Below are 24614 nucleotides of genomic sequence, written 5' to 3' on the forward strand. Positions count from 1 at the left end.
CGCGCCGCGAGGCATCCTCCCGAACTGTCATCTCCTCCCGGGGCGTCCCGAGAAATCACGGCGTACGCCCGAATGTCACGGCCCAGTTGGCCTTCCCCTGCCATGATGAGCGCACACCTCAGCTCAGAATCGGAGACGCCGTGAAGAGTGCTCGCATGAGGAAGCCCGGACTCCTCGCCACCACCCTCGCCTCGATCGCCCTCGCGGCGGTCGCGCTCGCCGGATGCTCCGGCTCCCTCAGCAGCGTCGACGTCGCGCAGGCGCGCGTGTCGGCCAAGGAGAAGGCCGTCTCGAAGGCCGAGGACGAACTCGCGGCCGCGTCGAAGCAGTTCTGCGACTCGAGCAAGTCGTACATCACGGCGCTCGACCGCTACGGCGACGTCCTCACCGACACGGCGCCGACCGTCGGCGATGTGAAGGACGCGGGTTCCGACCTCGCCCAGCCGCAGCAGGATGCCTTCGACGGCGCGGAGGCGGCCGTCAAGGCGAGCCGCGCCCTCGACGCCGCCCGGCAGGATCTCGCCGACGCTCAGGCGGCCCTCGCGAAGGCGCAGAGCGGCGAGACGGGAGAGCCCGCGGACGCGGCGGAGGCGCCGACGAGCACGCCCCTCGCGCCCGCCGCGACAGTCGATCGCGTGAAGCAGGCCGAGACGCAGTTCGCCGACGCGCAGGGCGGGATCACCGACGACACGCCCCTCAAGGCCGCGTCGGAGCAGTTCAACAGCGCGGCCGTCGCCCTCGAGATGGCGTGGCTGCGGCTTTTCGTCGACGCCGGGTGCGTCGCGGACGAGAACCAGCAGGCCGCCGAGGAGGCCGTGCGCACGTACACGACGGCGCTGCAGCAGGAGCTCACGACGGCCGGCTACTACACCGGACCCGTCGACGGCATCTACGGTCCGCTCACGGTCCAGGCTGTCGAGGATCTGCAGAAGGCGAACGGTCTCCCCGTCACGGGAACCGTCGACAAGGCCACCGCGGAGGCCCTCCAGGCGGAGCTCGCCGCGAAGGGCGGCGCCGCCGCGCACGCGTCCGTCGCCTCGACGGCCGCCGTGCAGCAGACGCTGAAGCTCCTCGGGTTCTGGACCGGCCCCGTCGACGGCATCTGGACGCCCGCCCTCACCGAGGCCGTGAAGGAGTTCCAGACGAAGCTCGGCGTCGAGCCGACCGGTGCGGTCGACGCCGCGACGCTCGCCGCGTTCGAGCAGGCGATCGCCCAGCTGAAGGAGTCGCTCGCGTCGCCGAGCGCGACGGCCGAGCCGGAGCCCGAGCAGGAGACGCCGGAGGAGACGCCCGCGCAGTAGGCCCAGTCAGCTTGCGATGCGCAGCGCCGCGTGCGGCGTGATCGCGGTCTCGGCGACGGTGAGAGCGTGCGCGCCGTCCCTGCCGCCCTGAGGCCGCAGGATGCCGAGCTCCTGCGCCCTCAGCACCGCGGTCAGGCGGTCGCCCACGGCGAGCTTGCGATAGACGCTCTGCTGATGCTTCGTGACGGTGCGCGGGCTGATGACGAGCTGGGAGCCGATTGCGACGGCCGTGAGGCCCCGCGCGGTCAGGCCCAGCACGGCGAGCTCTCGAGCCGACAGGCCCACGCCCTCGGGGGGTGCGACCACCGTCGTGAGTGCGCGGCGCTGACCGTCGATCGCCCGGATGAGCGGGGCGACACTGTCGAGGTCGTCCCCGACTGAGCGCCCGAACGACTCGGGCGTCGCCAGCGCGAGCCAGCGGTGGCGCATGTCGGCGCGGGGCCGCAGGGGGAGGAACGCGAAGTCGGCGTAGCCGTCGGCCCGGAGATCGTCGACGAGCGCCCGCGCCCAGGGATCGGGAAGGAAGCGGCGTGCCTCGCTGAGCGTGCGCGCGCGGGGGTCGGTCGTCGCCCGGTAGTGCAGGACGAGCGGATGATCGGCGACGCGCGCGACGTAGCGCAGCGGACCCTTCCTGCTCGACTGGTAGCGGCTCACACGCGCGCGCTCGGGCCGGTAGTCGATCGTCCCGGTGGCGCTCGCGCCGAAGCGGACCGACAGCTCCGCACAGATCCGCACGAGGGGGTCGTCGCCCGCGGGCGCCGACAGCAGGTCGGCACCCAGCTCTATCCATCGCCGGAGGAACCCGGAATCTCCCATGACGCTGCTTCCGCTTGGGTCGTCAAAGCGCGCCTGATGCGAACCGCTCTCGAGATCCACCCGTCAGTGGAGGATGCGCCGGCCGATGCCCCCGAAAATGCTGCCCGCCTTCGCTCGGTGATCAGTATCCTCCGCCGCGCACGCACGCGGAAGACGACGTCGCGCAAGTGGTACTTGTGCGTATGGTGCGCGGCGTCGGGTGGGGATACCGTTCCAGCGTCTACGCGGTGCGGAAGCCATTCGGGAGGCAGCCATGTCCATCGCCTATGCCCAAGACCTCGCCTACTCCTTCCGGCGCACGCGCGCGGTGCTGACCGCGACGGCCGGTACGGCGGGCAGCAAGGATGCCGCGACCCTCGCGACGATCGAGCAGCTGCTCCTGTCGGCCGCTGACGACTACCACGCACGCAGATACACGAAATCGATCGACGAGTACACGCAGGCGCGGCAGCTCATCTGGGGTCAGCTCTTCCCGCTGACGCAGTACAAGGACAAGATCGTGGACGGGATCGACCTGTCGAAGACGCTGTTCTCGTATTCGGTCGAGTGGTTCAACGTGCTGCCCGTCGAGCAGAGCCTCGACGGCGTGCGCCCGCGCGAGACGGTCGCCGTCGACGCTCCCGTCTTCGGCCTGCTGAGCGCGGCAACCGGCGCGGCGCAGACGGCGGCGGTCGCCGACCTGCGCCTGTCGCAGACCCTCTCCGCCAACGGCAATGCCGAATCGGCCGCGTTCTTCCTCAAGCGCGCCAACGCCGAGGCCCCCGACCTCATCACGCAGATCACGGCCGCCGAGGCGCCCGTGCTCGCCGCCGCACCGGCCCCGGCTGCACCCCCGCCCGCGCCGGGGGCGCCTGCGCCTGATCCGGGCGCACACATCGGTCACGGCCCCGGCCCGATCCTGAACCGCGTCGGCGGGCCCGTGCTCGCGCCCGCCGCGCCCCTCGCCGAGGCGGCGGCAGGCGGCATCCTGAATGGACCCGCCCTCAACCGGCGCATCGTGGACGGCAGGGCGCGGATCCTCGACGGGGCGATCCGGGATGCCGCGCTGCGGATGCCGATCGACCCCGTGGGCGTCGAGATCCCCCCGGCCCTCACGGTCAAGGAGCGCACCTACGCGTTCCCGGTCGGCGACGCGATGAAGACCATCACCTGGTCCGAGGGTGCGGCGCCGGCGGCCGACAAGCTCGTCAGCAGCCTGTACGACGCGCGGATCGGGCTCAAGCTCCTTCCCGACATCCTCATCGCGCCCGACAAGGCCGCCGATGTCGCGGCCGGCCTCGCGCATTCCTGGTACTACGAGACCACCCTCGGCCTCGCCGAGGACTACCACGCGCTCGGTCAGTGGGTCACCGCCGAGAGCTGGTACCTCAAGGCCGCGTCCTACAGCTATCTCAACGCGGCGGTCGAAGCGCCGTACGTGTGGAGCCGCCTCGCGACGCTGTACCTCGACTGGGGCGACTCGCTCTTCCGCGCCGACGACCCGGCTTCGGCGCTGCCCGTCTACGAGCACGTGCTCACCGTCGACGGGAAGGCGGGTGCGAGCGCGCTGTACACGCTCGCGCCGCTGACCCCGGCGGCCGACCAGGCGCGGCAGGCCATCGCCAACCTTTCCGACCCGTCGGCGATCACGGCGAGCCCCGCGATCTCGGTCGTCATCTTCGACCTCCAGTCGCGCCTCGCCAAGATCTCGGGCGGCCTCGACTTCTGGGGGCACTGGGCCCAGCAGGTGCCGATCTGGACGTTCGACTACCTGCAGTCCGTCGCCGTCAACTTCTGCCAGCTCGCGATCGGCGCCGAGCGCGACGCCATGACGTTCTGGGAGAAGGCCGACTCGGGCGAGCTGACCCGCACCCAGCTGACCCAGAACATCAGCCAGTCGGCCGCTGAGCAGCAGGCGGCGCTGCGCGCCGTCGATGCCGCGAACGCCGAGGTCGCCGCGTACCAGGCGGCGAAGTCGGTCGCGAATCTGCGCGCTCAGGATGCTCGCGACAACGCCGCCGAGTACACGACGAAGTCGTGGGACTGGACGATGCATCAGGCCCTCTCGCAGCAGCTCTCCGGCGGTGAGGACGGCGACGGCGGCCAGCTCAACGCGCTTGCGGACCGCATGATGCAGGGCGGCTACTCGATCGACGGCGACCGCGGCACGCTCGCGGCGGCGGAGGGTCTCACCTCTGCGCGCCAGCAGCGCGACTACGAGATCGACACCCTCAACCGGCAGGCGGCGGAACTGGATGCCGCGGCCACCCAGGCCGGCAAGGAGGTCGCTGCGTCCCAGGCGCGCGCCGCGGCGACGCAGGCCCAGGCGCACGCCGCCGCCGTGCGGGTGGCGAACGCGCAGCAGCTGCTCTCGGCGTTCGACGATCAGCGCTTCACGCCCGACGTGTGGAACGCGCTCGGCGACCGGATGAGCCACATCTCCGACCGGTACCTCACGATGGCGCTCGACGTCGCCAAGCGCATGCAGCGCGCCTACAACTTCGAGAACGACGTGGCGATGTCGGTCATCCGGCCCGACTACAGCGCCGACGAGGTGCACGGGCTCCTCGCGAGCGACGCGCTGATGGCCGACGTGCAGTCGTTCACCTACGACCTGGTGACCTCGACCGCGCCCAAGCCGCAGCCGATCGCCCAGACGATCTCGCTCGCGCAGCGGTACCCGTTCCTCTTCGAGACGCAGCTGCGCCGGACGGGACGCATCGAGTTCCAGACGGACCTCGCCGACTTCGACCTCAAGTACCCGGGCACGTACGCGGGCCGCATCGAGGCGGTCGAGGTGGCGGTGGACGGGATCGTGCCGGCGCGCGGCCTGAGCGGAACGCTGTCGAACGCGGGCATCTCGCACTACCGCACCCCGGCCACAGCGGGCGGTGTGCTCAAGCACCGCGTGCAGACGAGCGAGACCCTGGTGATCAGCGACTTCGACCCGCGGCGCGACGCGCTGCTCGACCATCCCGATGCGAGGCGCCTGCGGGTGTTCGAGGGCGCCGGCGTCGCGTCGTCGTGGACGCTGGAATTCCCCAAAGATGCCAACGAACTGCAGTTCGCGAGCCTCATCGACGTGCGGCTGACCTTCACGTACACGGCGCGCTTCGACCCGGACCTCAAGCAGACGGTGCTCGCCGATCTCGCGGCGCGGCCCGGCGCGAACGACCGCACCCGGCCCTTCCCGCTGCGGTGGGTGTTCGCCGACGCGTTCTTCGCGTTCTACGGCAGCGGCGTGCTCGCGTTCAGCCTCGGCCGGACGGACTTCTCCGCGACCGAGACGGCGCCCGTGCTGACCGGGCTGAGCCTCGTCGCGAGCGCGACACCGGCTGCCGGGGCGGACGGGCTCGTGCTCTCGGTGACGGCGCCGGGGTCGGCGCCGGTGAAGGTCACGACCGCACCGGACGGCTCGGTCGAAGCGACGGCGCTGCGGGCGGCGGTCACAGGGCAGAGCGCCCTCGGCGATTACCGCATCGAGGTCGCGGCGGCCGACAACCCCGGCCGAGTGCACGACGGGGCGCTCGACCTGGACGACATCGACAACATCGCCCTCATCCTGAGCTACTCGTTCACGCCCCGCGCGTGAGCCGACAGACGCCTCGGAGGTCGTCGTGAGCGTCGACATCGGATTCGCGAGCCAGGCGCCGTCGCTGCCGGGCGGGGGCTCGGCGTCGGGCCTGGGCGAGACCTTCTCACCCGACCTCTCGACGGGGACGGGCACGCTCGCCGTGCCCATGGAGGTGCCGAACGGCCCGAACGACTGCGGGCCGAAGCTGTCGCTGCGGTACGACTCGGGCACGGGCAACGGCCCCTTCGGCGTCGGCTGGGCGCTGTCGCTGCCGCGCATCGTTCGCTCGACGATGATCGGCCGGCCGCGGTACGACGACACCGACACGCTCGTGCTGGAGGGGTCGGGGCCGCTGGTCCGCCGGGCGGACGGCAGCCTCACGCCGCAGGTCGTCACGGGCGACTGGACCCTCGCGGCCGACGGCGACGGCTTCGTCGCGGTCGACAGGGCGGGCACCCGGTTCACGCTCGGGACGACCCCCGCGGGGCGCATCCCCGGGGCGGGCGGGGAGCCGTGGGCGTGGCTGCTCGAGCGCATCGAGGACAACGTCGGCGAGGCGAGCGTGTTCACGTGGCGCGCCGAGGGCGCGCAGCGCTACCTCGACACGATCGCATACGGACCCTTCGAGGTCGCCTTCGCCTACGAGCCGCGGCCCGACCGGCTGCGGTGGGGACGTGGCGGGTTCCTCCTCGAGACGGCGGAGCGCTGCGCCGCGATCGAGCTGCGGCTGCCCGCCGACGCGCACCCGCTGGTGCGCCGGTGGGCGCTCGAGTACCGCCAATCCGAGCTCAACGGCGCGTCGCAGCTGGCCGCGGTCGCGATGACGGGCTTCGCCGCCGACGGTTCCCACCTCGATGCGCCGGCGCTCCGGTTCGGGTACACGACTTCGTCGGCGCCACGGCTGCAGCGTGTGCCCGCGCTCGACGAGGGCGCCGGGCCACCGCCCCTCGACGGTGACGGCCGGGTCGAGCTTGTCGACTGGAACGGCGACGGCCTGCCCGACGTCATCCAGTTCGCGACGGGCGGCACCGCCCGCGTCTGGCCCAACCGCGCCGGCGCGTGGGGGCGGCCGTCCGGCGTCGGCACGGTGCCCGCGCTCTCGGCCCCCGATGCGCGCGCGGCGCTCCTCGACGTCGACGGCGACGGGCTCGCCGATGTCGTCCGCGGCGACCTCCCGCTCGCGGGCTACCAGCCCCGCAGGGCGGAGGGGTTCTCGACGCCGACCTCGTGGCGGCAGGCGCCCGCCGTCGCGCTGGGCTCGGCATCCGTCAGATTCGGCGACCTCGACGGAGACGGGCTGCCCGACCTGCTGTGGAGCACCAACACGTCGCTGCTCATCGCCTCCCGCACCGACGACGGCTGGAGCGACGTGCCCGCCGTCGTGCCGGCCACCCCCGACGGACCGCCCACCGACCTGACCGATCCGCGCGTGTTCTGCGCCGACATGACCGGCGACGGCACCCCCGACCTCGTGCGCGTCGACGGCGGCGGGGTGCGGTACTGGCCGTACCTCGGGTACGGCGTCTTCGGCGACGCCGTCGAGATGGCCGGCGCGCCGGCCTTGCCGTTCGACACCGCGCCGCAGGATGTGCTCGTGCTCGACCTCGACGGCGACGGCTGCGCCGACGTGGTGCACCTCGCGGCGGGGGTGCTCACGTGGTGGCCCAACCGCTCGGGCGACGGCTTCGGGCCGCCCCGGACGATCGCGCATCTGCCGACCGGAGGCATGGCGAACGTGCGCGTCGCCGACGTGCTCGGCACGGGCGCCCCGGCGATCGTGTGGACGGCGACGCTGCCGTCCGGCCAGGCGCGCTGGTTCGCCCTGGATCCGCTCGGAGGCGTGCACCCTGGGCTCCTCTCGGCCGTGGACAACGGGATCGGGCGGCACACCGCGATCCGGTGGACGACGTCGGCGCGTGAGGCCGAGCGCGACCGCGCGGCGGGATCGCCGTGGACGACGAGGCTCCCCGTCGTGCTGCCGGTCGTCGCCGGCACGACCGTGACGGACGACGTGAGCGGCCCGGTCGCGACGACCGATTACGCCTATCACGACGGCCGCTACGACGGGGTGCTGCGCGAGGTGTGCGGCTTCGGGCGCGTGACGACGACCGAGCACGGCGACGAGGATGTCGCGACGCTCGTGACGGAGCACTCGTTCCACGTCGGCCTCACCGCCGACGGAGAGGAGCCGGCATCCCGCCCCGATCGGGTGCGCGCGCGGGCGATCCGCGGCCGGATCCGGCGAATCGACCGCCGCAGCGCCGAACCGGCGAGCACCCTGTACGACCGATTCGAGCAGTCGTGGGACGTGCAGGACGGCCCCGACGGCACCGTCGTCCCGCGGCTCAGCGGCTCGACCAAGAGCGTCTTCGAGGGCGCCGCGGCGCCGGTGTCGTCGATCGTGACGGAGCAGCTCGCCTTCGACGCTGACGGGAACGTCACCGAGGCGCGCGAGCGCGCGTTCGAAGGCGCCGTGCAGACGGGCGAGCTGCGTACGCACACGGAGTACGCTGCCGATCCGGCCGGTCGGTACCGCCAGCGCGTCGCGCGCATCCTGCAGCAGGACGGGTCGGGGGCCGTGCTCTCCGACCTCCGGGTGCGCTACGACGGCCTCTCCCCGGGTGAGGTCGGCGCCCAGGGACTCGTCACCGAGCGGCTCGCGCTCGCCCTCACGGCCGCGGCCGTCACGGACGTCTACGGTGCCGACGTGCCCGACCTCGGGGCGCTGGGCTACCGGCAGCTTGCGGGCGACGACGGCTGGTGGGTGCGTCTCGGGTCGTACGAGCGGACGGATACCGGCGGCGTCGTGAGCGGCACGGTGACCGGTCCGCTCGGGGGTGTCGCGACGATCGAGTTCGACCCGACGGGCTGCTATCCCGTGCGCAGCGTCGACGCCCTCGGCAACATCGTGACGGCCGACTTCGATCTGCGCACCTATCGCCCGACCGCCGTGACGCATCCCTCGGGGGCCCGCAGCGTCGCCGTCTGCGACGCGCTCGCGCGGACCGTCGCGACGGTCGAGGACGGCGACACCATCGCGACGCCGACCGTCGCGTTCGACTACGGCCCGGCATCCATCCCGCGCGTCGTCACCGCCCGCCGGGCGACCGCGGCAGGATCGGCGCCGACGGTGGAGCGCCAGATCCTCGACGGGGACGGCCGCATCGTCGAGCGCCGTCGCACGAACGCCGCGGGCGAGGTGGCCGAGAGTGCGACGGAGTTCGGAGCGCGGGGCCTGCCCGTGCGCACGTTCCTCCCGCGCCGCGTCGCCGGAGCCTGGGCGGCACCCGCCGCCGACCTGCCGCACAGCTCGGTGCAGTACGACGCGCTCGGCCGGGCCGTGCGCACGACCCGGCCCGACGGCTCGATCGCGCAGGTGGTCTACAGCCCCGGTCTCATCGAGGAGGTGGATGCCTCGGGTGCGCGCACGCGCCGGCACATCGATGCCGCGGGGCACGTCGTGCGGATCGAGCAGCTCCTGGGCGCCGCCTGGATCGCCTCGACGTTCGAGTTCGACGCCAAGGGCGCGCTCGCCGCCGAGGTCGACCCCGCGGGCAACCGCACGGAGTTCACACGCGATCTGCTCGGCCGCACCGTGCGCATCCGCCGCCCTGAGTCGACGCAGGCCCTCGTGCTCGACGCCGCCAACAACCCGGTCGAGTCGCGAAGCGCGAGCCATCGCGTCTTCCGCACGTTCGACGTCGGCGGCCGTCCCACCGCGGTGCGGCACGACACGACCGCCGGCCCGCCCGTCGTGACCTACACGTACCAGGACAACGGCGCCGCGGCGCCCGCCGATGCCGGGCTGCACACCGACGGCGGCCGGCTCGTGCGCGTCGATGACCAGGCGGGCTCGACCGTGTTCGACTACGACGCGCGCGGCAACGTGACCAGCAAGACGGTCACCCCCGCCGGCGCGGCGGCCGTCACCCTGCGGCTCGCCTACCGGTCCGACGACCTCGTGACCTCGATCGACTACCCAGGCGGAACGTCCGTCGGCTATCACTACGACGCCGCGGGCCGGCTCTCGGCTGTCGACGGCGTCGTCGCGGCGATCGACTACGACGACTCCGGCCGGCGCACCCGCACCGCCTACGCGAACGGCGTCACGACGGCGGAGTCGTTCGACCCGCTGACGGGCTGGCTCGCGGCGTCGACGGTGACGGGGCCCGCCGGCGTCCTGCGCGACGTCTCGTACGCGCACGATCCGACCGGCGACCTGCTCACGATCGCCTCGCCCGACGGGGCCCTCGCCTGGACCTATGCCTACGACGGGCTCCACCGGCTCACCACCGCGACGACCGCCGCTCATTCGTACGCCTACGCCTACGACGACGCGGGCAACCGCCTCGATGACGGCGAGGGCGGCGGCGCCTACGGCTACGGCGGGGGAGGAGCGGCGGCGACCCTGCTGACGTCGGTGGGGATGGATGCCTACACCTACGACGATCGCGGGCACCTGGCCACCGCGCCCTGGGGCGCGCACACTGTCGACGCCGAAGGGCGCCTGCGGCAGATCGCCCGCAGCGACGGCGTCACGGAGGACTACACCTACGACCACTCCGGCCGCCTCGCCGCGCGCCGGCGCACCGGCCCGGGCGGTGCGAGCGTCGTCCTGAGCCCCGACCGGCTGCTGCGCATCGAGGACGGCGTCGTGGTGCTGCAGTTCAGCGACGGCGACGGCATCGTCGCGAGCGAGAAGGCCGGCGTGCGCGTGTGGCTGCACACCGACCACCTCGGGTCGGTCGTGCTCGCGACCGACCAGTCCGGCGCGGTCGCGGCATCCCTCACATACGGTCCCTACGGGGTCGTGCTCGCGCGGACCGGCGCGGCGCTGCCGCAGGGCTTCGCGACCGGCGAGGCCGCCGACGACGGACCGGGCCTCGTGCTGCTGGGGGCGCGGTGGTACGCGCCGCAGCTGGGCCGCTTCCTCTCGCCCGACTCGACGATCGCCGACATCGACGATCCGCTCGCGTGGAACCTCTACGCCTACTGCCGCGACAACCCCACGTCGTTCGTCGACCCGTCCGGGCGCAACTTCTGGAAGATCTTCGCCGCCGTCGTCGCGACGATCGCGATCATCGCCGTCGCCGTCATCGTGACGGTCTTCACCTTCGGCGTCGCGGCGCCCGGCGCCGCCGCGCTCACGGTGGGCGGACTCACCGTCACATGGGGCGCCGTCTTCGCGGCGACGGCGATCGGCATCGCGGCCGGCGGTGTCATCGGCGGCATCGCCGCCGCGCGCGCAGGCGGAGACGCGGGCGACATCTTCCTCGGCATCGTCGTCGGCGGAGCCGTGGGCGGCTGGGCCGCCTTCGGCGCCGCGTTCGCCGGCGTGGCGGTGGCGGGCGGCCTCGGCCTGACGAGCGGCACGGTGCTGTGCGGCGCCGTGAGCGGCGGGGTCGCGGGCGCGATCAACGGCGCCGCGATGGGTTTCGCGGCGGGCTTCGCGGGCGGCAAGAACAAGGGCATCGGCGACATCATGGAGAAGGTGCTCGTCGGCGCCGTCATCGGCCTCGTGATCGGCGCCGCGGTGGGCGCGATCAGCGGCGTCGTCGCCCCGAAGACCTCGATCCAGCAGGACCTCCAGCAGCAGTTCTCCACGCCTCAGCAGGGGTCGGGCGCTGCGGGCGCACCCGGCGGCGCCGTTCCCGGGGGCGGGGCGACCCCGCCCGCAGCGGAGATCAACACGCTCGGCGGCGCGGCCCAGAAGATCGGCACCGAGGCCGCCGGCCGCGTCGCCGCCGCCGTCGGCCCGCACGTCGCCGCGGCGTTCGCCCCCTATGCGGCGAGCTACATCGTGCAGACGGCCCTCGTCGACCTGACGGCGGCCGGCGGCGCGGGCTTCTTCGACGACCTGAAGGAGTACGTGCGCACGCACAATGTCGACCTCGGGCCGTTCAACTTCATCAAGACCGACTGGTGACGGAAGGGCGCGCCACCCTTGACGGCGAGCGGGCGACGGTCCTGAATACAGTCGTGTCCACTGACAGCGCCGCCGCCCTCCTCGCCCTCCACGCCGGACCCGGCTTCGTCATCCCGAATGCCTGGGACGCCGGCTCCGCCCGCATCCTCGAGCAGGTGGGCTTCCCCGCCATCGCGACGACGAGCGCCGGCATCGCGTGGTCGTACGGCGTCCCCGACGGCAATGCGCTCGACCCCGAGACGATGTTCGCGCGCATCGGTGAGATCGTCGACGCCGTGTCGGTTCCCGTCAGCGCCGACCTCGAGGCCGGGTACGGCGACACCCCCGACGACGTCGGCCGGACCGTCTCCCTCGTCGCCGAGCTCGGCGTCGCGGGAGGCAACATCGAGGACACGATCGATGGCCGGCTCTTCGACGTCGAGGAGGCCGTGGGCCGGCTCGTCGCGGCGCGCGCCGCCGCGCCGCGCGGCACCTTCGTGCTCAACGCCCGCACGGACGCCTTCTTCATCGGCGATGCCGCCGATCCCTTCGCCGAGACGGTCGAGCGCGCCCACCGGTACATCGACGCGGGCGCCGACAGCATCTTCGTGCCGGGGGTGAACGATGAGGAGTCGATCCGCCGGCTCGCGGCATCCATCCCCGCTCCGCTCAACATCGTGGCGGGGCTCGCGTCGAACATCATCCCGGCGCCGACGCTCTTCTCGCTGGGCGTCCGGCGCGTGAGCGTCGGGGGAGGGCTCGCCCGTGCCGCCCTGAGTCTCGTCGAGCGGGCGGGACGCGAGCTGCGCGAGACCGGGACGCTCGGCTTCCTCGACGGCGCCCTCGCCTATGGCGAGGTGCAGCGGCGCTTCGGGGCCTGACGGGGGCGCGGGGCGATTCGCCGCGCGGCATCCGCTCGCTCGCGCTGAGCGTCAGAGGCGCTCGAAACCCGCCCCGATGACGAGCACGCCGATGAGCAGCAGGATGATCGCCGCGACGATCTCGCCGTTGCGCGTGAACCACTCGCGCGCGAGGACGAGACGGGGCTGCATGCGCTTCGGCGAGGCGAGGGTCGCGACGACGGGGATGACGACCGTCGACGATCCGATCGCGATGAACAGGGCGACCGTGATGACGGCCTGGCCGATCGACTGGGCGTCGGCGCGCACCGTCAGACCGACGGCGACGCACAGGAGCAGGCTCTTCGGCCGGATGTTGAGCAGCAGCGCGAGGCCGAACGACGACCACGGTCCGAGCTTCTCGGCCCCTTTCAGCCACTCGGGCAGGCCGCGTTCGACGCTCTTGCGCGACCGCCACAGCGCGAAGAGCCCGAGAAGGACCAGCACGATCCCGACGACGATCTCGAGCTGACCGACGATGTGATCCTCGCGGCGTGGAAGGCGGGCCGACGGCACGAGCTGCGTGAACACGGTGCACATCGTCACGACGACGAACATGCCGCCCACGAATCCGATGAGGAATGGGATGCCCGACCGCTTGCCGTTCGGGGACAGCAGGATCACAAGCGTCGCGAGGATCGGGACGCTGCTGAAGGCGACCGCCGCGGCGAGGGGCAGCATGCGGACGATCAGGTCCATGGAGCCCTCCTCGCTGTGCGGCACCCAGGGGCGAGCGGGAGCGGCGTCGCTCACATTACGCGATGCGTGCGGGCGTGGAGTCCCGCGATCATCCGTGGCGGGCGGGGGCCCCGCCGGGTGCGGGTGCCCGACCGGGCGCGCGGGCGTCGACGCCGGTCGCCGCGCGGTTCCGACGTCGGTCGCACCCGGCGGTCGGCCTGCGCGACCGTCGCGGTGGTCGCGGGCTAGCTGCGCGCCGCGGCGGCGTCGCCCCCGGGCCCCTCGCCCTCGGCCTCCTCAGCCTCGGCCTCCGCGTGCTCGCGCACGGCCTCGTCGTCGACCTGCGCGGGCGGCAGATCCTGCAGGTCGCCGCGGTCGCGATTCGGGTTTCCGGGATCCGAGGCCGGCTCGGGCTGGATGAGCGCGTCGGGGTTCGTCATGTCGATCCTCTCGTCACCCCCGATCCCACCAGCCCCCGCTTCCGGCGGCACGGGGCTTGACAGCGTGGCAGTCAGGGCCGGGGCGCAGCATCCCGGATCATCTCCTCCGCGAGAGCGGGGTTGACTTCGGCGAGGTGCGCCACGACGTTCTTGCGCACCTCCGGCGCCTTGTTCTGGCTCAGCTTCGCGCGTGCATCGAAGCGGTCGACGCGCAGCCGCAGGCCCACCGTGCCCTTCGCCAGGCGGCGGGTGCCGGCCTCGTCCTCCGACAGGCTGCGACCGTGCGGGTGGCCGCGCTCGAAGTGGTCGGTCAGTCGTTCGAGCATCGCGTAGTTCTCGTCGTCGGTCAGCACCTCCGGAGTGCCGTAGAGGTGGGCCGTGACGTGGTTCCAGGTGGGCACGAGGTCGCCCGGCGCGTACCAGCTGGGCGACACGTAGTCATGCGGCCCCTGCACGATCACCAGCATCTGATGCTGTCCCAGCTCATGCAGCTCGTCGTCGGGTCGGCCGAAGTGACTCACGATGACGATGCCGTCGACGTCGTGATCGAGCAGCACGGGATAGTGCGACGCCACGAGACCCGTGCTCGCCGGCGACACGAATGTCGCCCACGGGTGGCGGCGGATCAGCCGCCTGACCTCCTCGGGATCGGTCATGAGGTAGCGGGGCGTGTGGCGCATCAGGGGTCCTTCCTGCTGAGGCGGGTGCGCACGGCGAGGGCCGCGCAGGCGACGACGGCGAGGCCGCCGAGGATCGTGGTCCAGCCGAGCGGCTCGTTCAGAATGAGCGCGGCCCACGTGATCGTCAGGACGGGCTGGGCGAGCTGCACCTGGCTCACCTGCGCCATGGGGCCGATGGCGAGTCCGCGATACCAGGCGAAGAAGCCGAGGAACATGCTCACGCCGCCGAGGTACGCGAACGCGAGCCATTCCACGGGGGTCGCGGAGAGTGGATGCTGCGCCACGGAGCCGATCGTCAGGGCGATCATGAGCGGCGCGGCGAGCACGAGCGCCCACGACACCGTCTGCCACGAGCCGAGCTCGCGCGCGAGCAGGCCGCCTTCGGCGTAGCCGATCGCGGCGGCGAGGACGGCGCCGAAGAGGAGGAGGTCCGACCAGTGCAGCCGACCGAATCCGCCGTTCTGGAGCGACGCGAAGGCGATCGCCGCGACGGCGCCGAGCGCGGCGAAGAGCCAGAACGAGCGGGGCGGATGCTCCTTCGTGCGCAGCACGACCGTGACGGCGGTCGCGGCGGGAAGGAGCCCGATGACGACGGCGCCGTGGCTCGCGGGCGCCGTCTGGAGCGCGAACGACGTCAGCAGGGGGAAGCCGGCGACGACGCCGGCCGCGACCACCGCGAGGCGCGCGCACTGGACGAGATTCGGGAGGCTCTGGCGCGTCAGCGCGAGAGCGACCGTTGCGAGTGCCGCAGCGACGATGGCGCGGCCGGCGCCGATGAAGACCGGATCGAGGCCGCCGAGCGCGACGCGCGTGAACGGCACGGTGAAGGAGAACGCCGTGATCCCGACGAGGCCCCAGCCCAGGCCGGCGCGGGTGGATAGCGCTGGCGATCGCAAGAGGATAGCGCTACTGTCGTTTATCATGAGCCAGGATAGCACCGAGCGGATCGTGGCCGGAGTGCGGAGTTGGATCAGCACGGCCCCACACGGCGCTCGCCTGCCGTCGAATCGGGCGCTCATGGCCAAGTACGGTGCGAGCCCTGTGACGGTGCAGAAGGCGATGCAGCGCCTCATCGCGCAGGGGATCGTCGAGAGCCGCCCGGGCGTCGGGACCTTCGTCCGCGCCGTCCGTCCGCCGTCACCCGTCGACTACGGCTGGCAGACGGCGGCACTCGGCTCGCCGCAGTCGCGGCTGACCGCCCTGTCGTCGACGCAGCGGGCGGTCGCGCCCGATGCCATCGCGCTGCATTCCGGGTACCCCGCGCGCGAACTCCTGCCCGAGCGCCTCGTGCGCGCCGCGATCGCGCGGGCCGGGCGCAGCGACGCGGCGATCGTGCGGTCGCCCGTGGCGGGGCATCCCGAACTGCAGTCGTGGTTCGCGAACGAGCTCGCCGCCTTCGTGCCCGCCGGGGTCGCCCCGCCGACCGCGCGCGATGCGCTCGTCGTGGCGGGAAGCCAGAGCGGGCTGAGCTCGATCTTCCGCGCGCTCGTCGGACACGGCGAGCCGCTCGTGATCGAGTCGCCGACGTACTGGGGTGCGATCCTCGCGGCGGCTCAGGCGGGGGTCGTGCTCGTGCCGGTGCCGACGGGTCCGGAGGGACCCGACCCGGACGACGTGGACCGCGCGCTCGCGCGCACGGGCGCCCGCGCCTTCTACGCGCAGCCGAGCTTCGCGAACCCGACGGGCGCGCAGTGGTCGCGCGAGGTCGGCGCGGCCGTGCTCGAGGTGGTGCGCCGCCGCGGCGCGTTCCTCATCGAGGACGACTGGGCGCACGACCTCGCGATCGACGCCGATCCGCGCCCGCTCGCCGCGCTCGACGACGACGGCCATGTCATCTACCTGCGGTCGCTCACGAAGAGCGTGTCGCCCGCCCTGCGCGTCGCCGCCGTCATCGCCCGCGGCCCCGCGCGCGAGCGGATCCTCACCGACCGCGCCGCCGAGTCGATGTACGTCAGCGGCCTGCTGCAGGCCGCCGCGCTCGACGTCGTGACGCAGCCGGGCTGGCGCTCGCACCTGCGGGGCGTGCGCGAGCAGCTGCGCGCTCGGCGGGATCTGCTCGTGCGCAGCATCCAGGAGCATGCGCCGGCCGCCCATCTCGAGATCGCGCCCGTCGGCGGGCTCAATCTGTGGCTTCGGCTGCCCGACGGGGCTGACGCCGAGAGCCTCGCGCGCGCGTGCGAGAGCCGCGGGCTCATCGTCGCGCCGGGCACGGAGTGGTTTCCAGCGGAGGCTGCGGGTCCGTATGTGCGGCTCAACTTCTCGGGCGAGAATCCCGACCGGTTCCCCGACGCGGCGCGCATCCTCGGCTCGCTGCTCTGACGGCGCCGAGGCGTGTCAAGGGCTGGTGCAGGTCGGACTCATGGGGTTGGCTGGGCACACCATCGGCAGAAGGAGGGCACCGGATGCCTGGATTCATCGCGCGAGCCGACATCGAGGTCGACGCGTCTCCGCAGCGGGTGTGGGAGACGATCACGAAGCACGCATCGGAGGTCAACTTCGGGGCGACCGTCGAATCCGACTGGAAACCCGGCTCGTCCGTCGTGTGGAGCGGCGAGTGGGAGGGCAAGTCCTTCGAGGACCGCGGCGAGGTCATCGAGGCCGTCGCTCCGCACCGGCTCGTGCTGACCCACTTCAGCGGCGAGCACGCGGAGGGCAGTGAGCATCGGCTCACGTACGAGCTGGCGGGGCGCGGCGCGGGCACGCACCTCGACTTCTGGCAGGACGGCAACGCCACGGAGGGCGCCGCGAGCGAGTCCGAGGCGAATTGGCGCCGCCACCTCGCCGCGATCAAGGAGCGCGCCGAGGCCTGACCTGGGCCCTCACGCCCCGCGCCGCCGCCCGTGCGCACCCGCCCTTTGCGCCGAGACAAGGGATTCCGTCGAGACAGGGCGTCAGGACGCCTCGTCTCGGCGAGATCCCCTATCTCGCCGAGTCGCGCTGGGCGAGAGGCGGGCGGGCGGACGCGGGGCGGGCGCGCGGGATCGTGGTCACCGCCCGGGATCGATCGCAGGCTCGGCGGGCTTCCCGTCGGCGCCGGCGCGCTGCTCGGCCTCGAGGCGCTCGGCCTCGTCGCCGCCGATCGCCTCGCCGCGGGCGACGAGCCCGGCGACGTCGGAGAGCGGGATCTCCTTGAGGAAGATCGCCAGGATGAGCGCGACGCCGATGAAGGGGATGAGGTACCAGAACACCGGAGCGAGCGCGTCGGCGTAGGCCGTCACGACACCGTCGCGTACCGCGTCGGGTAGCTGGCTCAGCGTCGACGGGTCGATGGTCGACGTCGCCTGCCCGGCCTGCTCGGCCGAGGCGCCGGCATCCGTGAAGACCTTCGTGAGGTTCTCGGTGAGGCGCGTCGTGAAGAGCGTGCCGAAGACGGCGGTGCCGAGCGCGGCGCCCACCTCGCGGAAGTAGTTGTTCGTCGAGGTCGCGGTGCCGATGTCGGCGGCCGGCACGGCGTTCTGTACGACGAGGACGACGACCTGCATGATGAGGCCGAGGCCGGCACCGAACACGAACAGGTACACGCAGATCAGCCAGACGGGCGTCGAGGCGGTGAGGGTCGTCATGGCGAACATCGCGATGCCGGTGATGATCGTGCCGAGGATCGGGAAGATCTTGTACTTGCCGGTCTTCGTGATGAGCAGACCCGAGGCGATCGAGGTGCCCATGAGGCCCACCATCATGGGCAGCATGAGGAGACCGGATGCCGCGGCCGACGTGCCCGACGACATCTGGAGGAACGTGGGCACGAAGCCGATCGCGGCGAACATGCCGATGCCGAGCGCGAGGCCGATCGCGGTCGCGTTGACGAAGACGGGGTTGCGGAACATCGAGAGCGGCATGATCGGGTCGGCCGCGCGCGACTCGGTGAAGATGAACAGCGCTGCGGCGACCACGAGGCCCAGGCCCCACCACCACGTCGCCATCGAGTCCCACCCGAAGTCGGCCGAGCCGCCGAAGTCGGTGAAGAAGATGAGGCACGTCGTGGCGATCGAGAGGAACAGCACGCCGAGCCAGTCGATGGGCTTCTCGGCCTTCTTGTTCGGCAGCTGCAGCGCGAACAGGGCGATGAAGAACGCCGCGATGCCGACCGGGATGTTGATGTAGAACGCCCACTGCCACGTCAGGTGGTCGACGAAGAACCCGCCGAGGAGCGGGCCGGCGACGGCCGCGAGACCGAAGACCGCGCCGAGCGGGCCGAGGTACTTGCCGCGCTCGTTGGCGGGCACGATGTCGGCGATGATCGCCTGCGACAGGATCATGAGCCCGCCGCCGCCGAGGCCCTGGATGGCGCGGAAGACGACGAACATCCAGAAGTCGGTCGCGAACGCGCAGCCCACCGAGGCGAGGGTGAAGATCGCGATCGCCGCGAGGAAGAGCCGGCGCCGTCCGAGCACATCGCCGAACTTGCCGTAGATCGGCATGACGATCGTCGTCGCGAGGATGTACGCGGTCGAGATCCAGACCTGGTGCGAGACGCCGCCGAGCTCGCCGACGATCGTCGGCATGGCGGTCGAGACGATCGTCTGGTCGAGGCTGGAGAGCAGCATCCCGGCGATCAGCGCGGAGAAGATGATCCAGATGCGCCGCTTCGTGAGCAGCAGGGGAGCGGGCCCGGCGGAGATCGTCGGGACGGAGGCGGTGGCTGTCATCGGGTGTTTCCCATCAGTGCGGACTGGGTGGCGAAGAGCTCGCGCGCCGCGCCGATGCGCCGCTCGAAGATCTCGAGGAAGGTGTCGTCGTTCCCCGGCTGGAGGAACTCGCCGGCCGCCGCGCGCACGAGGGCGCCGACGACCTGGGCGGCGACCTCGGCGCGGAGGTCGCCGTCGGGCAGGCCCTCGCGCTGCACGATGAGCCGCGCGTCGAAGCGCTCACTCTCGGCGCCGAGCTCGAGCATCCGCGCGAGGAGGCGGGGCTCCTTCTCGACGGCGGCGAAGAGGTCGCGCACCGTGTCAGGGGCGATGTCGAGCGCGCGCCAGCGGTCCTCTGCCAGCACCGCGAGATCGGTGAGGAGCGTCGGTGAGAGCCCGCCGGGGGTGTGGCTGCCCTCGGCAAGGAAGCGGGCGACGGCCGCGGCATCCGACCGCTCGAGAGGAACCCCGAGCACCGCATCGTCTTTGGAGGCGAAGTAGTTGAAGAACGTGCGGCGGGAGACCGCAGCCTCGCTGCAGAGCTCTTCGACGGTGAAACCGGAGAGGCCGCGCTCGGCCGTGAAGTGCCGAGCCGCCCGAATGAGGGCGCGCGTCGTATCGGAGCGGCGCCGCTCGCGCGGAGAGTCTGCACTTTCTTCCATGGAGTGCATTTTTGCACCCGAGCGGGCTTAGTGCAAATCACTGTCCGGGTCTCGCCCTCATCGCCCATTGCGGTCGGGCGAACCGCCATGGTGCAATGACTCCAGGTTCCGTCTGATGCGGGGGGCGCATCCGAGGACGGACCCGGATTGCCCGGCGACGTCGTGCCCGCCGTTCCCTCGACGTGGGCCGGAGTCGACGCATCCCTTCCGACCCGCGTTCCCTCGCTGATCGGAAGGTGAACGAAATGAAACTGCTGCACGTCATCGCAAGCCCGCGACTGGATGGATCCCGGACCCTGGGCATCTCGCAGGCGCTGCTCGACGAGCTGGCCGGCCGCATCCCGGATCTGGAGATCGAGACCCTCGACCTCTTCCAGGAAGACCTGCCCGCCATCGCCGGCGACAACATCGACGCGAAGTACACGCTTCTCGCGCGTATGCCCATCGGGCGCGAGCACGCCGAGTCGTGGGCGGAGATCGAACGCGAGATCGAGCGGTTCCGCCGCGCCGACGCGTACGTCATCTCCACGCCGATGTGGAACTTCGGCATCCCGTACGTGCTCAAGTACTACATCGACTGCATCGTCCAGCCCGGTTACCTGTTCCGCTTCACCGAGCAGGGCTACCCGGAGCCCCTCCTCGAGGACCGGCCGACGATCGTCGTGTCGTCGTCGGGCAGTGACTACAGCGATGCCACTCCCATGAAGGCGCTCGACTTCCTGGAGCCCTACCTGCGCACGATCTTCGGATTCGTCGGGCTGCAGGACCTGACGTTCATCCGCGCGCACGGCGTCGACGTCTCGGAGCCGGCGCGGGATGCCGCGCTCGCGGGAGCGCTCGAGGAGGTGCGCGCCCTGGCGGCATCCGACCGGTGGCTGCGGGTGGCGGCGTGACGCCGCGGATCACGCGGCCGCGATGAGCACCTGCGGCGCGGACTGCTTGATCCGCGTCTGCAGCCACCGCTGCTGAACCGAGGTCTGCTCGTCGCACGACGAGCAGACCTCGAGCAGCTCGGTGTCGCGCAGCGAGTGCGCGGCCTGCTCGATCACGATCCAGGTCAGGTGCACGTAGCCCGCGAGCGCGTGCAGATCCTGCAGGTCGCGCAGCATCCCGAGCGGACCCGGCCGCGGTGCGCCGAGCCCCCTGTCCTCGAGCCGCTCGGGCTCGTCGTCGTGGGGACCGGCGCCGTACTTGCCGATGAGCGGCGACAGCTTCTGAGCATGCGAGACGCACTGCTTCGCGAGCGCCAGGCAGAGGTAGTGGATGTCGGGCTCGTCCCCGTGCGTCTCGGCCACCCGCACGAACGAGTCCGCCAGCGCGAGCTCGGACTCGGCCTGCAGGGTCAGGTACACGGGGAGCTTCATGACGCATCCCCGATGCGCTCGAGCCGCACGGCGGCGACCTTGAATACCGGCTGCTTCGAGACGGGATCCCACTCCGTCAGCGTCAGTTCATTCGCGGCGGTGGGATGCCTCGACTCGGCGTAGGGCGGAGCATCCCAGTATCCGTAATGGAACGGGGCGAAGACGGTCCCCGGCTGTATGTCGGTGATCCGCAGCGGCGCGACGATGCGGCCGCGCCGGGAGCGCACCTCGACGAGATCGCCGTCCGAGGCCCCGTGGGCCGCCGCTGTCGCGGCGTCGGTCTCGACCCAGACGTCGGGCGCGGCATCCACCAGTTCCGGGGTCCGGCCCGTCTTCGTGCGCGTGTGGAAGTGGAAGACGGAGCGCCCCGTCGTGAGCGCGAGCGGATAGTCGGCGTCGGGCGGCTCATGCGGACCCGAGTACGCGGTGGCCTTGAGCTGCGCCCGCCCTGCGGGGTCATGGGCCTTGTACGTGTCGGGCTCGACACCCGCCCCCGTCATGAGGTCGTGGCCGTACGACTCGCAGTAGTCGGGCTGCGTCGGGAAGACGCCGTCGGTGTAGAGCCGGTCGGTGCTCTCCTGCTCGCCCTCGCGACGCGGCCAGCGGATGCCGCTGACGCGACGCAGGTCGTCGTACGAGATGCCGGTGTAGTCGCACGGCCTTCCGCGCGAGCACTCCTGCCACGCCCGGTACACCTCCTCGGGCGTCGTCCAGTCGAGGAGCGGCGAGCCGTCCTTGCGACGGAAGTCCATGCGTCGGGCGTAGTCGAGGAAGATGTCCATGTCGGCGCGCGCCTCGCCGGGAGGCTCGACGGCCTTCTCGGACAGGTGCACCACGCGTGTCGCGTTCGTGAAGGTGCCCGTCTTCTCACCCCAGGCCGCGGCGGGCAGGACGACGTCGGCGAGGGCTGCCGTCTCGGTGAGATAGAGGTCCTGCACGACGAGGAACAGCTCGGGCTTCGCGAGGACCTCCCGGATGCGGGGAAGCTGCGGCAGCGAGACGGCGGGATTGGTCGCCTGCACCCACAGGAACGAGATCGACCCCTGCTCGACGTGGCGGAAGATCTCCATCGCGTGCGTCGCCTCGGCCCAGTGGGGCAGGGTGGCGGAATCGATGCCCCACAGCGCCGCGATCTCCTCGACGTGCTGCGGATTCTGCCAGTTGCGGAAGCCGGGCAGATCGCCCGCCCCGCCGGTCTCACGCGTGTTCTGCGACGTCGGCTGACCGTTCATCTGCAGGATGCCGCATCCCGGCCGCCCCAGCATGCCGCGCAGCAGGTGCAGGTTGTTGACCTGGCACGACGCGGCCGTCGCCTGCTCCGCCTGATAGAAGCCCTGCAGCACGGTCGACAGCACGCGCTCCGAGGTGCCGAAGATGCGGGCGGCGCGCCGGATGTCGTCGGCCTCCACTCCGCATTCCTCGGCAGCGCGCTCCGGCGTCCACTCGTCCGCGAAGCCGCGCAGCTTCTCGAGCCCCGTCGTGTGCGCGGCGATGTACTCGTCGTCGGTCCAGCCGTTGACGAGGAGCTCGCGCACGAGCGCGAGCATGAGCGCGAGGTTCGTGCCGGGGCGGACCGGCAGGTGGACGTCGGCGCGGCGCGCGACGGGGGTCTCACGCGGGTCGACGACGACGAGCAGCGGCGGCTCGGGCCCATCGAGGCGGTCGAGCACGCGCGCCCACTGCACGGTCTGGGTCTCGGCCATGTTGTGGCCGAAGAGGAAGAGCGCGTCGCAGTCGTCGACGTCCTCCTGGCAGCCGGGCTGCCCGTCTGCGCCGAACGACTCCTTCATCGCCGCCGCGGCTGTCGCGGTGCACAGGCGTGTGTTCCCGTCGACGTGCGGGGTGCCGATGCCCGCCTTCGCGACGATGCTCAGGACGTAGTAGTCCTCGATGAACAGCTGCCCGCTCGTGTAGATCCCGTGGCTGAGCGGTCCCTTCTCCCGCAGGAGCGTCGAGCTGCGCTTGACGATGAGGGCCATCGCCTCGTCCCACGTCGCGGGCACGAGGGTGCCGTCGCGGCGGACGAGGGGCGTCGTGAGCCGGTCGGCGTTCGCGAGCCCCTGCCAGCTGGCGTAGAGGCCCTTCGGGCCGAGGCGTCCCTTGTTCACGGCGTCGTCGCCGCGCCCCCGGATGCCGATCATGCGGCCGTCCTTGACCGCGATGTCGCATCCGCAGCCGTTGCTGCACAGGACGCAGGCCGACCGCACCCAGGCGTCGACGTCGTCGTCGGTGTAGCCCTCGGCCAGATGCTGGTCGACGCGCACGGGCCATTCCCCGCCGTTCGGGATGGGGGTGCGGGCTCCCCAGATGTCGCGCACGCGCGGCGCCCCGGCGCCCGCGAGCAGCATGTCGTGCTTCCTCATGGCGGCATCGTCGCGCGGACGCGCCGCTGCGCGGCATCCCCTTGACGAGGATGGGTAGACCGCCCTCGCGGTGCTGCGCAGCGGTGCGCCCCGCAGCGCTTCGTCGGAGATTCCCCCCACCGTCGGAGGATTCGGGCCGAAACCTCCGACTCCGGCGCACATCTCCGACGTCGGGGCCGGCGCGCTTCAGCTCGAGGTCGAGCGCCGCACCACGAGCTCGGGCGGGAAGACGGTCTGCCGAGGGATGCTGTCGGGGTCGGCGGCCTCCTCGAGGACGATCCGCAGCGCCGTGCGCCCGATCATTCGGCTCGGCTGCCGGATCGACGAGAGCGGCACGGCGGCCGCGCCGGCGAAGGCGATGTCGTCGAACCCGATGATCGCGATCTCGTCGGGCACCAGCATCCGCCCGTCGACGACGAGGGACTGCAGCAGTCCGAGCGCGAGCAGGTCGTTGGCGGCGAAGAGGGCGTCCGGCCACTCTCGGCGGGGGCGCTGCAGCAGCCGGGCGCCGGCCTCGACGCCGTCGGCGACCGTCATGGCGGCCGTGTGGATGACCTCGAGGTCGACGCGCGCGTCGGCGTTCTCGGCAGCCGCGCGGGCGCCGGCGAGCCGATCGCTCACCTGCCGGATGTCGAAGGGGCCCCCGATGAAGGCGATGCGCCGTCGCCCGCCCTCGATGAGGTGCTCGACGGCCATGCGTCCGCCGACGACGCTGTCCACCGAGACCGACGAGAACTTGCCGTCGCCGCTGAACCTGTCCACGAGCACGGCGGCGATGCCCCGCGCGCGGAGGCGCTGCAGTCGCGTCGTGACGTCGCCGTACGGCGCGATGAGAAGTCCCCGCACCTGCTGCTCCTCGAACAGGTCGAGATACATGCGCTCTCGGGAATGATCCTCGTCGGTGTTTCCGTAGAGGATCGCGATGTTGTGCCGGGATGCCTCGTCCTCGGCCCCGCGGACGACGTCGTTGTAGAAGGGGTTCTGCCCGTCGAGCACGACGAAGCCGACCGTGGTGCTGACGCCCGCGCGGAGTTTGCGGGCGGCGTCGTTGCGGATGTAGCCCAGCTCCTCGATCGCGCGGTTGACGCGGAGGGCGGACTCGGCCGACACCTCGTCGGGACGATTGAGCACGTTCGACACGGTGCCCACCGACACACCCGCACGCTGCGCGACATCGCGAATGCTCGCCGGCACGGAACCTCCTCTTCGAGTCACGATTCGGTCACTGTCGGCGGATGACTTGACCGCAGTGAACGTCCTCCATAGAGTATGCCTGAACCTGACCTGAATCGATTCATGATCTTTTCACCTCAACGAGGAGGAGC

17 protein-coding genes are annotated in these 24614 nt (G+C 71.9%); 7 read left to right on the forward strand and 10 right to left on the reverse strand.

Going from position 1 to position 24614, the window contains the following annotated elements; translation table 11 throughout:
* Nucleotides 1–155: 155 nt before the first annotated feature.
* Nucleotides 156–1301 carry a peptidoglycan-binding domain-containing protein gene (locus tag AAIB33_RS17850; protein ID WP_345801297.1) on the forward strand — a complete coding sequence of 382 codons (1146 nt, stop codon included), beginning with the start codon at nucleotides 156–158 and terminating at the stop codon, nucleotides 1299–1301.
* A gap of 6 nt (nucleotides 1302–1307) precedes the next feature.
* Here AAIB33_RS17850 and AAIB33_RS17855 read toward each other — a convergent pair whose 3' ends face one another.
* Nucleotides 1308–2117, reverse strand: coding sequence for a LuxR C-terminal-related transcriptional regulator (locus AAIB33_RS17855; RefSeq protein ID WP_345801298.1), 810 nt, complete (start codon nucleotides 2115–2117; stop codon nucleotides 1308–1310).
* A gap of 253 nt (nucleotides 2118–2370) precedes the next feature.
* On the opposite strand from AAIB33_RS17855, the gene AAIB33_RS17860 reads away from it, so the two are divergent.
* The 3 genes from AAIB33_RS17860 to AAIB33_RS17870 are packed head-to-tail and all read left to right on the forward strand — an operon-like array spanning nucleotide 2371 to nucleotide 12456.
* The gene (locus AAIB33_RS17860) at nucleotides 2371–5688 is read left to right on the forward strand and encodes a hypothetical protein (protein ID WP_345801299.1); all 3318 of its coding nucleotides are present in this window, start codon (nucleotides 2371–2373) and stop codon (nucleotides 5686–5688) included.
* A gap of 25 nt (nucleotides 5689–5713) precedes the next feature.
* Complete coding sequence (locus AAIB33_RS17865; RefSeq protein ID WP_345801300.1) at nucleotides 5714–11596, forward strand: toxin TcdB middle/N-terminal domain-containing protein; 5883 nt, start codon at nucleotides 5714–5716, stop codon at nucleotides 11594–11596.
* Nucleotides 11597–11649: 53 nt separating this feature from the next.
* Nucleotides 11650–12456 carry an isocitrate lyase/phosphoenolpyruvate mutase family protein gene (locus AAIB33_RS17870; RefSeq protein ID WP_345801301.1) on the forward strand — a complete coding sequence of 269 codons (807 nt, stop codon included), beginning with the start codon at nucleotides 11650–11652 and terminating at the stop codon, nucleotides 12454–12456.
* Between the two features lie 51 nt (nucleotides 12457–12507).
* Here AAIB33_RS17870 and AAIB33_RS17875 read toward each other — a convergent pair whose 3' ends face one another.
* The 4 genes from AAIB33_RS17875 to AAIB33_RS17890 form a co-directional block, all read right to left on the reverse strand.
* Nucleotides 12508–13173, reverse strand: a complete 666-nt coding sequence (locus AAIB33_RS17875) for a GAP family protein (protein WP_345801302.1) — start codon at nucleotides 13171–13173, stop codon at nucleotides 12508–12510.
* Nucleotides 13174–13397: 224 nt separating this feature from the next.
* On the reverse strand, nucleotides 13398–13592 hold the full coding sequence (locus AAIB33_RS17880; protein ID WP_345801303.1) for a hypothetical protein: 195 nt from the start codon (nucleotides 13590–13592) through the stop codon (nucleotides 13398–13400).
* Between the two features lie 71 nt (nucleotides 13593–13663).
* Nucleotides 13664–14272, reverse strand: coding sequence for an FMN-binding negative transcriptional regulator (locus AAIB33_RS17885; protein WP_345801304.1), 609 nt, complete (start codon nucleotides 14270–14272; stop codon nucleotides 13664–13666).
* Nucleotides 14272–15195: a DMT family transporter gene (locus AAIB33_RS17890; protein ID WP_345801305.1), complete on the reverse strand. Its 924-nt coding sequence runs from the start codon at nucleotides 15193–15195 to the stop codon at nucleotides 14272–14274. Before AAIB33_RS17890 ends, AAIB33_RS17885 begins: the two co-directional genes overlap by 1 nt.
* Here AAIB33_RS17890 and AAIB33_RS17895 point away from each other — a divergent pair.
* Both AAIB33_RS17895 and AAIB33_RS17900 read left to right on the forward strand, forming a co-directional pair.
* Entirely contained in the window at nucleotides 15194–16591 is a 1398-nt protein-coding gene (locus AAIB33_RS17895) for a PLP-dependent aminotransferase family protein (protein ID WP_345801306.1), read from the forward strand. The two genes, AAIB33_RS17890 and AAIB33_RS17895, sit on opposite strands and share 2 nt — an antisense overlap.
* Before the next feature lie 83 nt (nucleotides 16592–16674).
* Entirely contained in the window at nucleotides 16675–17082 is a 408-nt protein-coding gene (locus AAIB33_RS17900) for an SRPBCC domain-containing protein (protein ID WP_345801307.1), read from the forward strand.
* Between the two features lie 177 nt (nucleotides 17083–17259).
* On the opposite strand, the gene AAIB33_RS17905 is transcribed toward AAIB33_RS17900, so the two are convergent.
* Both AAIB33_RS17905 and AAIB33_RS17910 read right to left on the reverse strand, forming a co-directional pair.
* Nucleotides 17260–18921, reverse strand: a complete 1662-nt coding sequence (locus tag AAIB33_RS17905; RefSeq protein ID WP_345801308.1) for an MDR family MFS transporter — start codon at nucleotides 18919–18921, stop codon at nucleotides 17260–17262.
* Nucleotides 18918–19562 carry a helix-turn-helix domain-containing protein gene (locus AAIB33_RS17910; RefSeq protein ID WP_345801309.1) on the reverse strand — a complete coding sequence of 215 codons (645 nt, stop codon included), beginning with the start codon at nucleotides 19560–19562 and terminating at the stop codon, nucleotides 18918–18920. Before AAIB33_RS17910 ends, AAIB33_RS17905 begins: the two co-directional genes overlap by 4 nt.
* Nucleotides 19563–19807: 245 nt before the next feature.
* Between AAIB33_RS17910 and AAIB33_RS17915 the strand changes: the two genes are divergently transcribed.
* Nucleotides 19808–20455, forward strand: a complete 648-nt coding sequence (locus tag AAIB33_RS17915) for an NAD(P)H-dependent oxidoreductase (protein WP_345801310.1) — start codon at nucleotides 19808–19810, stop codon at nucleotides 20453–20455.
* Between the two features lie 9 nt (nucleotides 20456–20464).
* Here the strand turns inward: AAIB33_RS17915 and AAIB33_RS17920 are convergent, their stop codons facing one another.
* The 3 genes from AAIB33_RS17920 to AAIB33_RS17930 form a co-directional block, all read right to left on the reverse strand.
* Nucleotides 20465–20926, reverse strand: coding sequence for a hypothetical protein (locus AAIB33_RS17920; protein ID WP_345801311.1), 462 nt, complete (start codon nucleotides 20924–20926; stop codon nucleotides 20465–20467).
* A complete protein-coding gene (locus AAIB33_RS17925; protein ID WP_345801312.1) occupies nucleotides 20923–23289 on the reverse strand; it encodes a nitrate reductase in 2367 nt (788 codons plus the stop codon). Before AAIB33_RS17925 ends, AAIB33_RS17920 begins: the two co-directional genes overlap by 4 nt.
* Before the next feature lie 186 nt (nucleotides 23290–23475).
* Nucleotides 23476–24483 (reverse strand): LacI family DNA-binding transcriptional regulator, encoded by a 1008-nt coding sequence (locus AAIB33_RS17930; protein ID WP_345801313.1) that lies wholly within the window; start codon nucleotides 24481–24483, stop codon nucleotides 23476–23478.
* Nucleotides 24484–24614: the final 131 nt, after the last annotated feature.

The sequence above is a fragment of the Microbacterium sp. AZCO genome, from assembly GCF_039614715.1.
Classification (GTDB): Bacteria; Actinomycetota; Actinomycetes; order Actinomycetales; family Microbacteriaceae; genus Microbacterium.

What these genes read in the sequence shown, in the direction of transcription:
- AAIB33_RS17850 (WP_345801297.1), top strand. Translation starts at nt 156, where the DNA reads ATGAGGAAGCCCGGACTCCTCGCCACCACCCTCGCCTCGATCGCCCTC.
- AAIB33_RS17855 (WP_345801298.1), bottom strand. Translation starts at nt 2,117, where the DNA reads ATGGGAGATTCCGGGTTCCTCCGGCGATGGATAGAGCTGGGTGCCGAC.
- AAIB33_RS17860 (WP_345801299.1), top strand. Translation starts at nt 2,371, where the DNA reads ATGTCCATCGCCTATGCCCAAGACCTCGCCTACTCCTTCCGGCGCACG.
- AAIB33_RS17875 (WP_345801302.1), bottom strand. Translation starts at nt 13,173, where the DNA reads ATGGACCTGATCGTCCGCATGCTGCCCCTCGCCGCGGCGGTCGCCTTC.
- AAIB33_RS17880 (WP_345801303.1), bottom strand. Translation starts at nt 13,592, where the DNA reads ATGACGAACCCCGACGCGCTCATCCAGCCCGAGCCGGCCTCGGATCCC.
- AAIB33_RS17885 (WP_345801304.1), bottom strand. Translation starts at nt 14,272, where the DNA reads ATGCGCCACACGCCCCGCTACCTCATGACCGATCCCGAGGAGGTCAGG.
- AAIB33_RS17895 (WP_345801306.1), top strand. Translation starts at nt 15,194, where the DNA reads ATGAGCCAGGATAGCACCGAGCGGATCGTGGCCGGAGTGCGGAGTTGG.
- AAIB33_RS17890 (WP_345801305.1), bottom strand. Translation starts at nt 15,195, where the DNA reads ATGATAAACGACAGTAGCGCTATCCTCTTGCGATCGCCAGCGCTATCC.
- AAIB33_RS17900 (WP_345801307.1), top strand. Translation starts at nt 16,675, where the DNA reads ATGCCTGGATTCATCGCGCGAGCCGACATCGAGGTCGACGCGTCTCCG.
- AAIB33_RS17905 (WP_345801308.1), bottom strand. Translation starts at nt 18,921, where the DNA reads ATGACAGCCACCGCCTCCGTCCCGACGATCTCCGCCGGGCCCGCTCCC.
- AAIB33_RS17910 (WP_345801309.1), bottom strand. Translation starts at nt 19,562, where the DNA reads ATGGAAGAAAGTGCAGACTCTCCGCGCGAGCGGCGCCGCTCCGATACG.
- AAIB33_RS17915 (WP_345801310.1), top strand. Translation starts at nt 19,808, where the DNA reads ATGAAACTGCTGCACGTCATCGCAAGCCCGCGACTGGATGGATCCCGG.
- AAIB33_RS17920 (WP_345801311.1), bottom strand. Translation starts at nt 20,926, where the DNA reads ATGAAGCTCCCCGTGTACCTGACCCTGCAGGCCGAGTCCGAGCTCGCG.
- AAIB33_RS17925 (WP_345801312.1), bottom strand. Translation starts at nt 23,289, where the DNA reads ATGAGGAAGCACGACATGCTGCTCGCGGGCGCCGGGGCGCCGCGCGTG.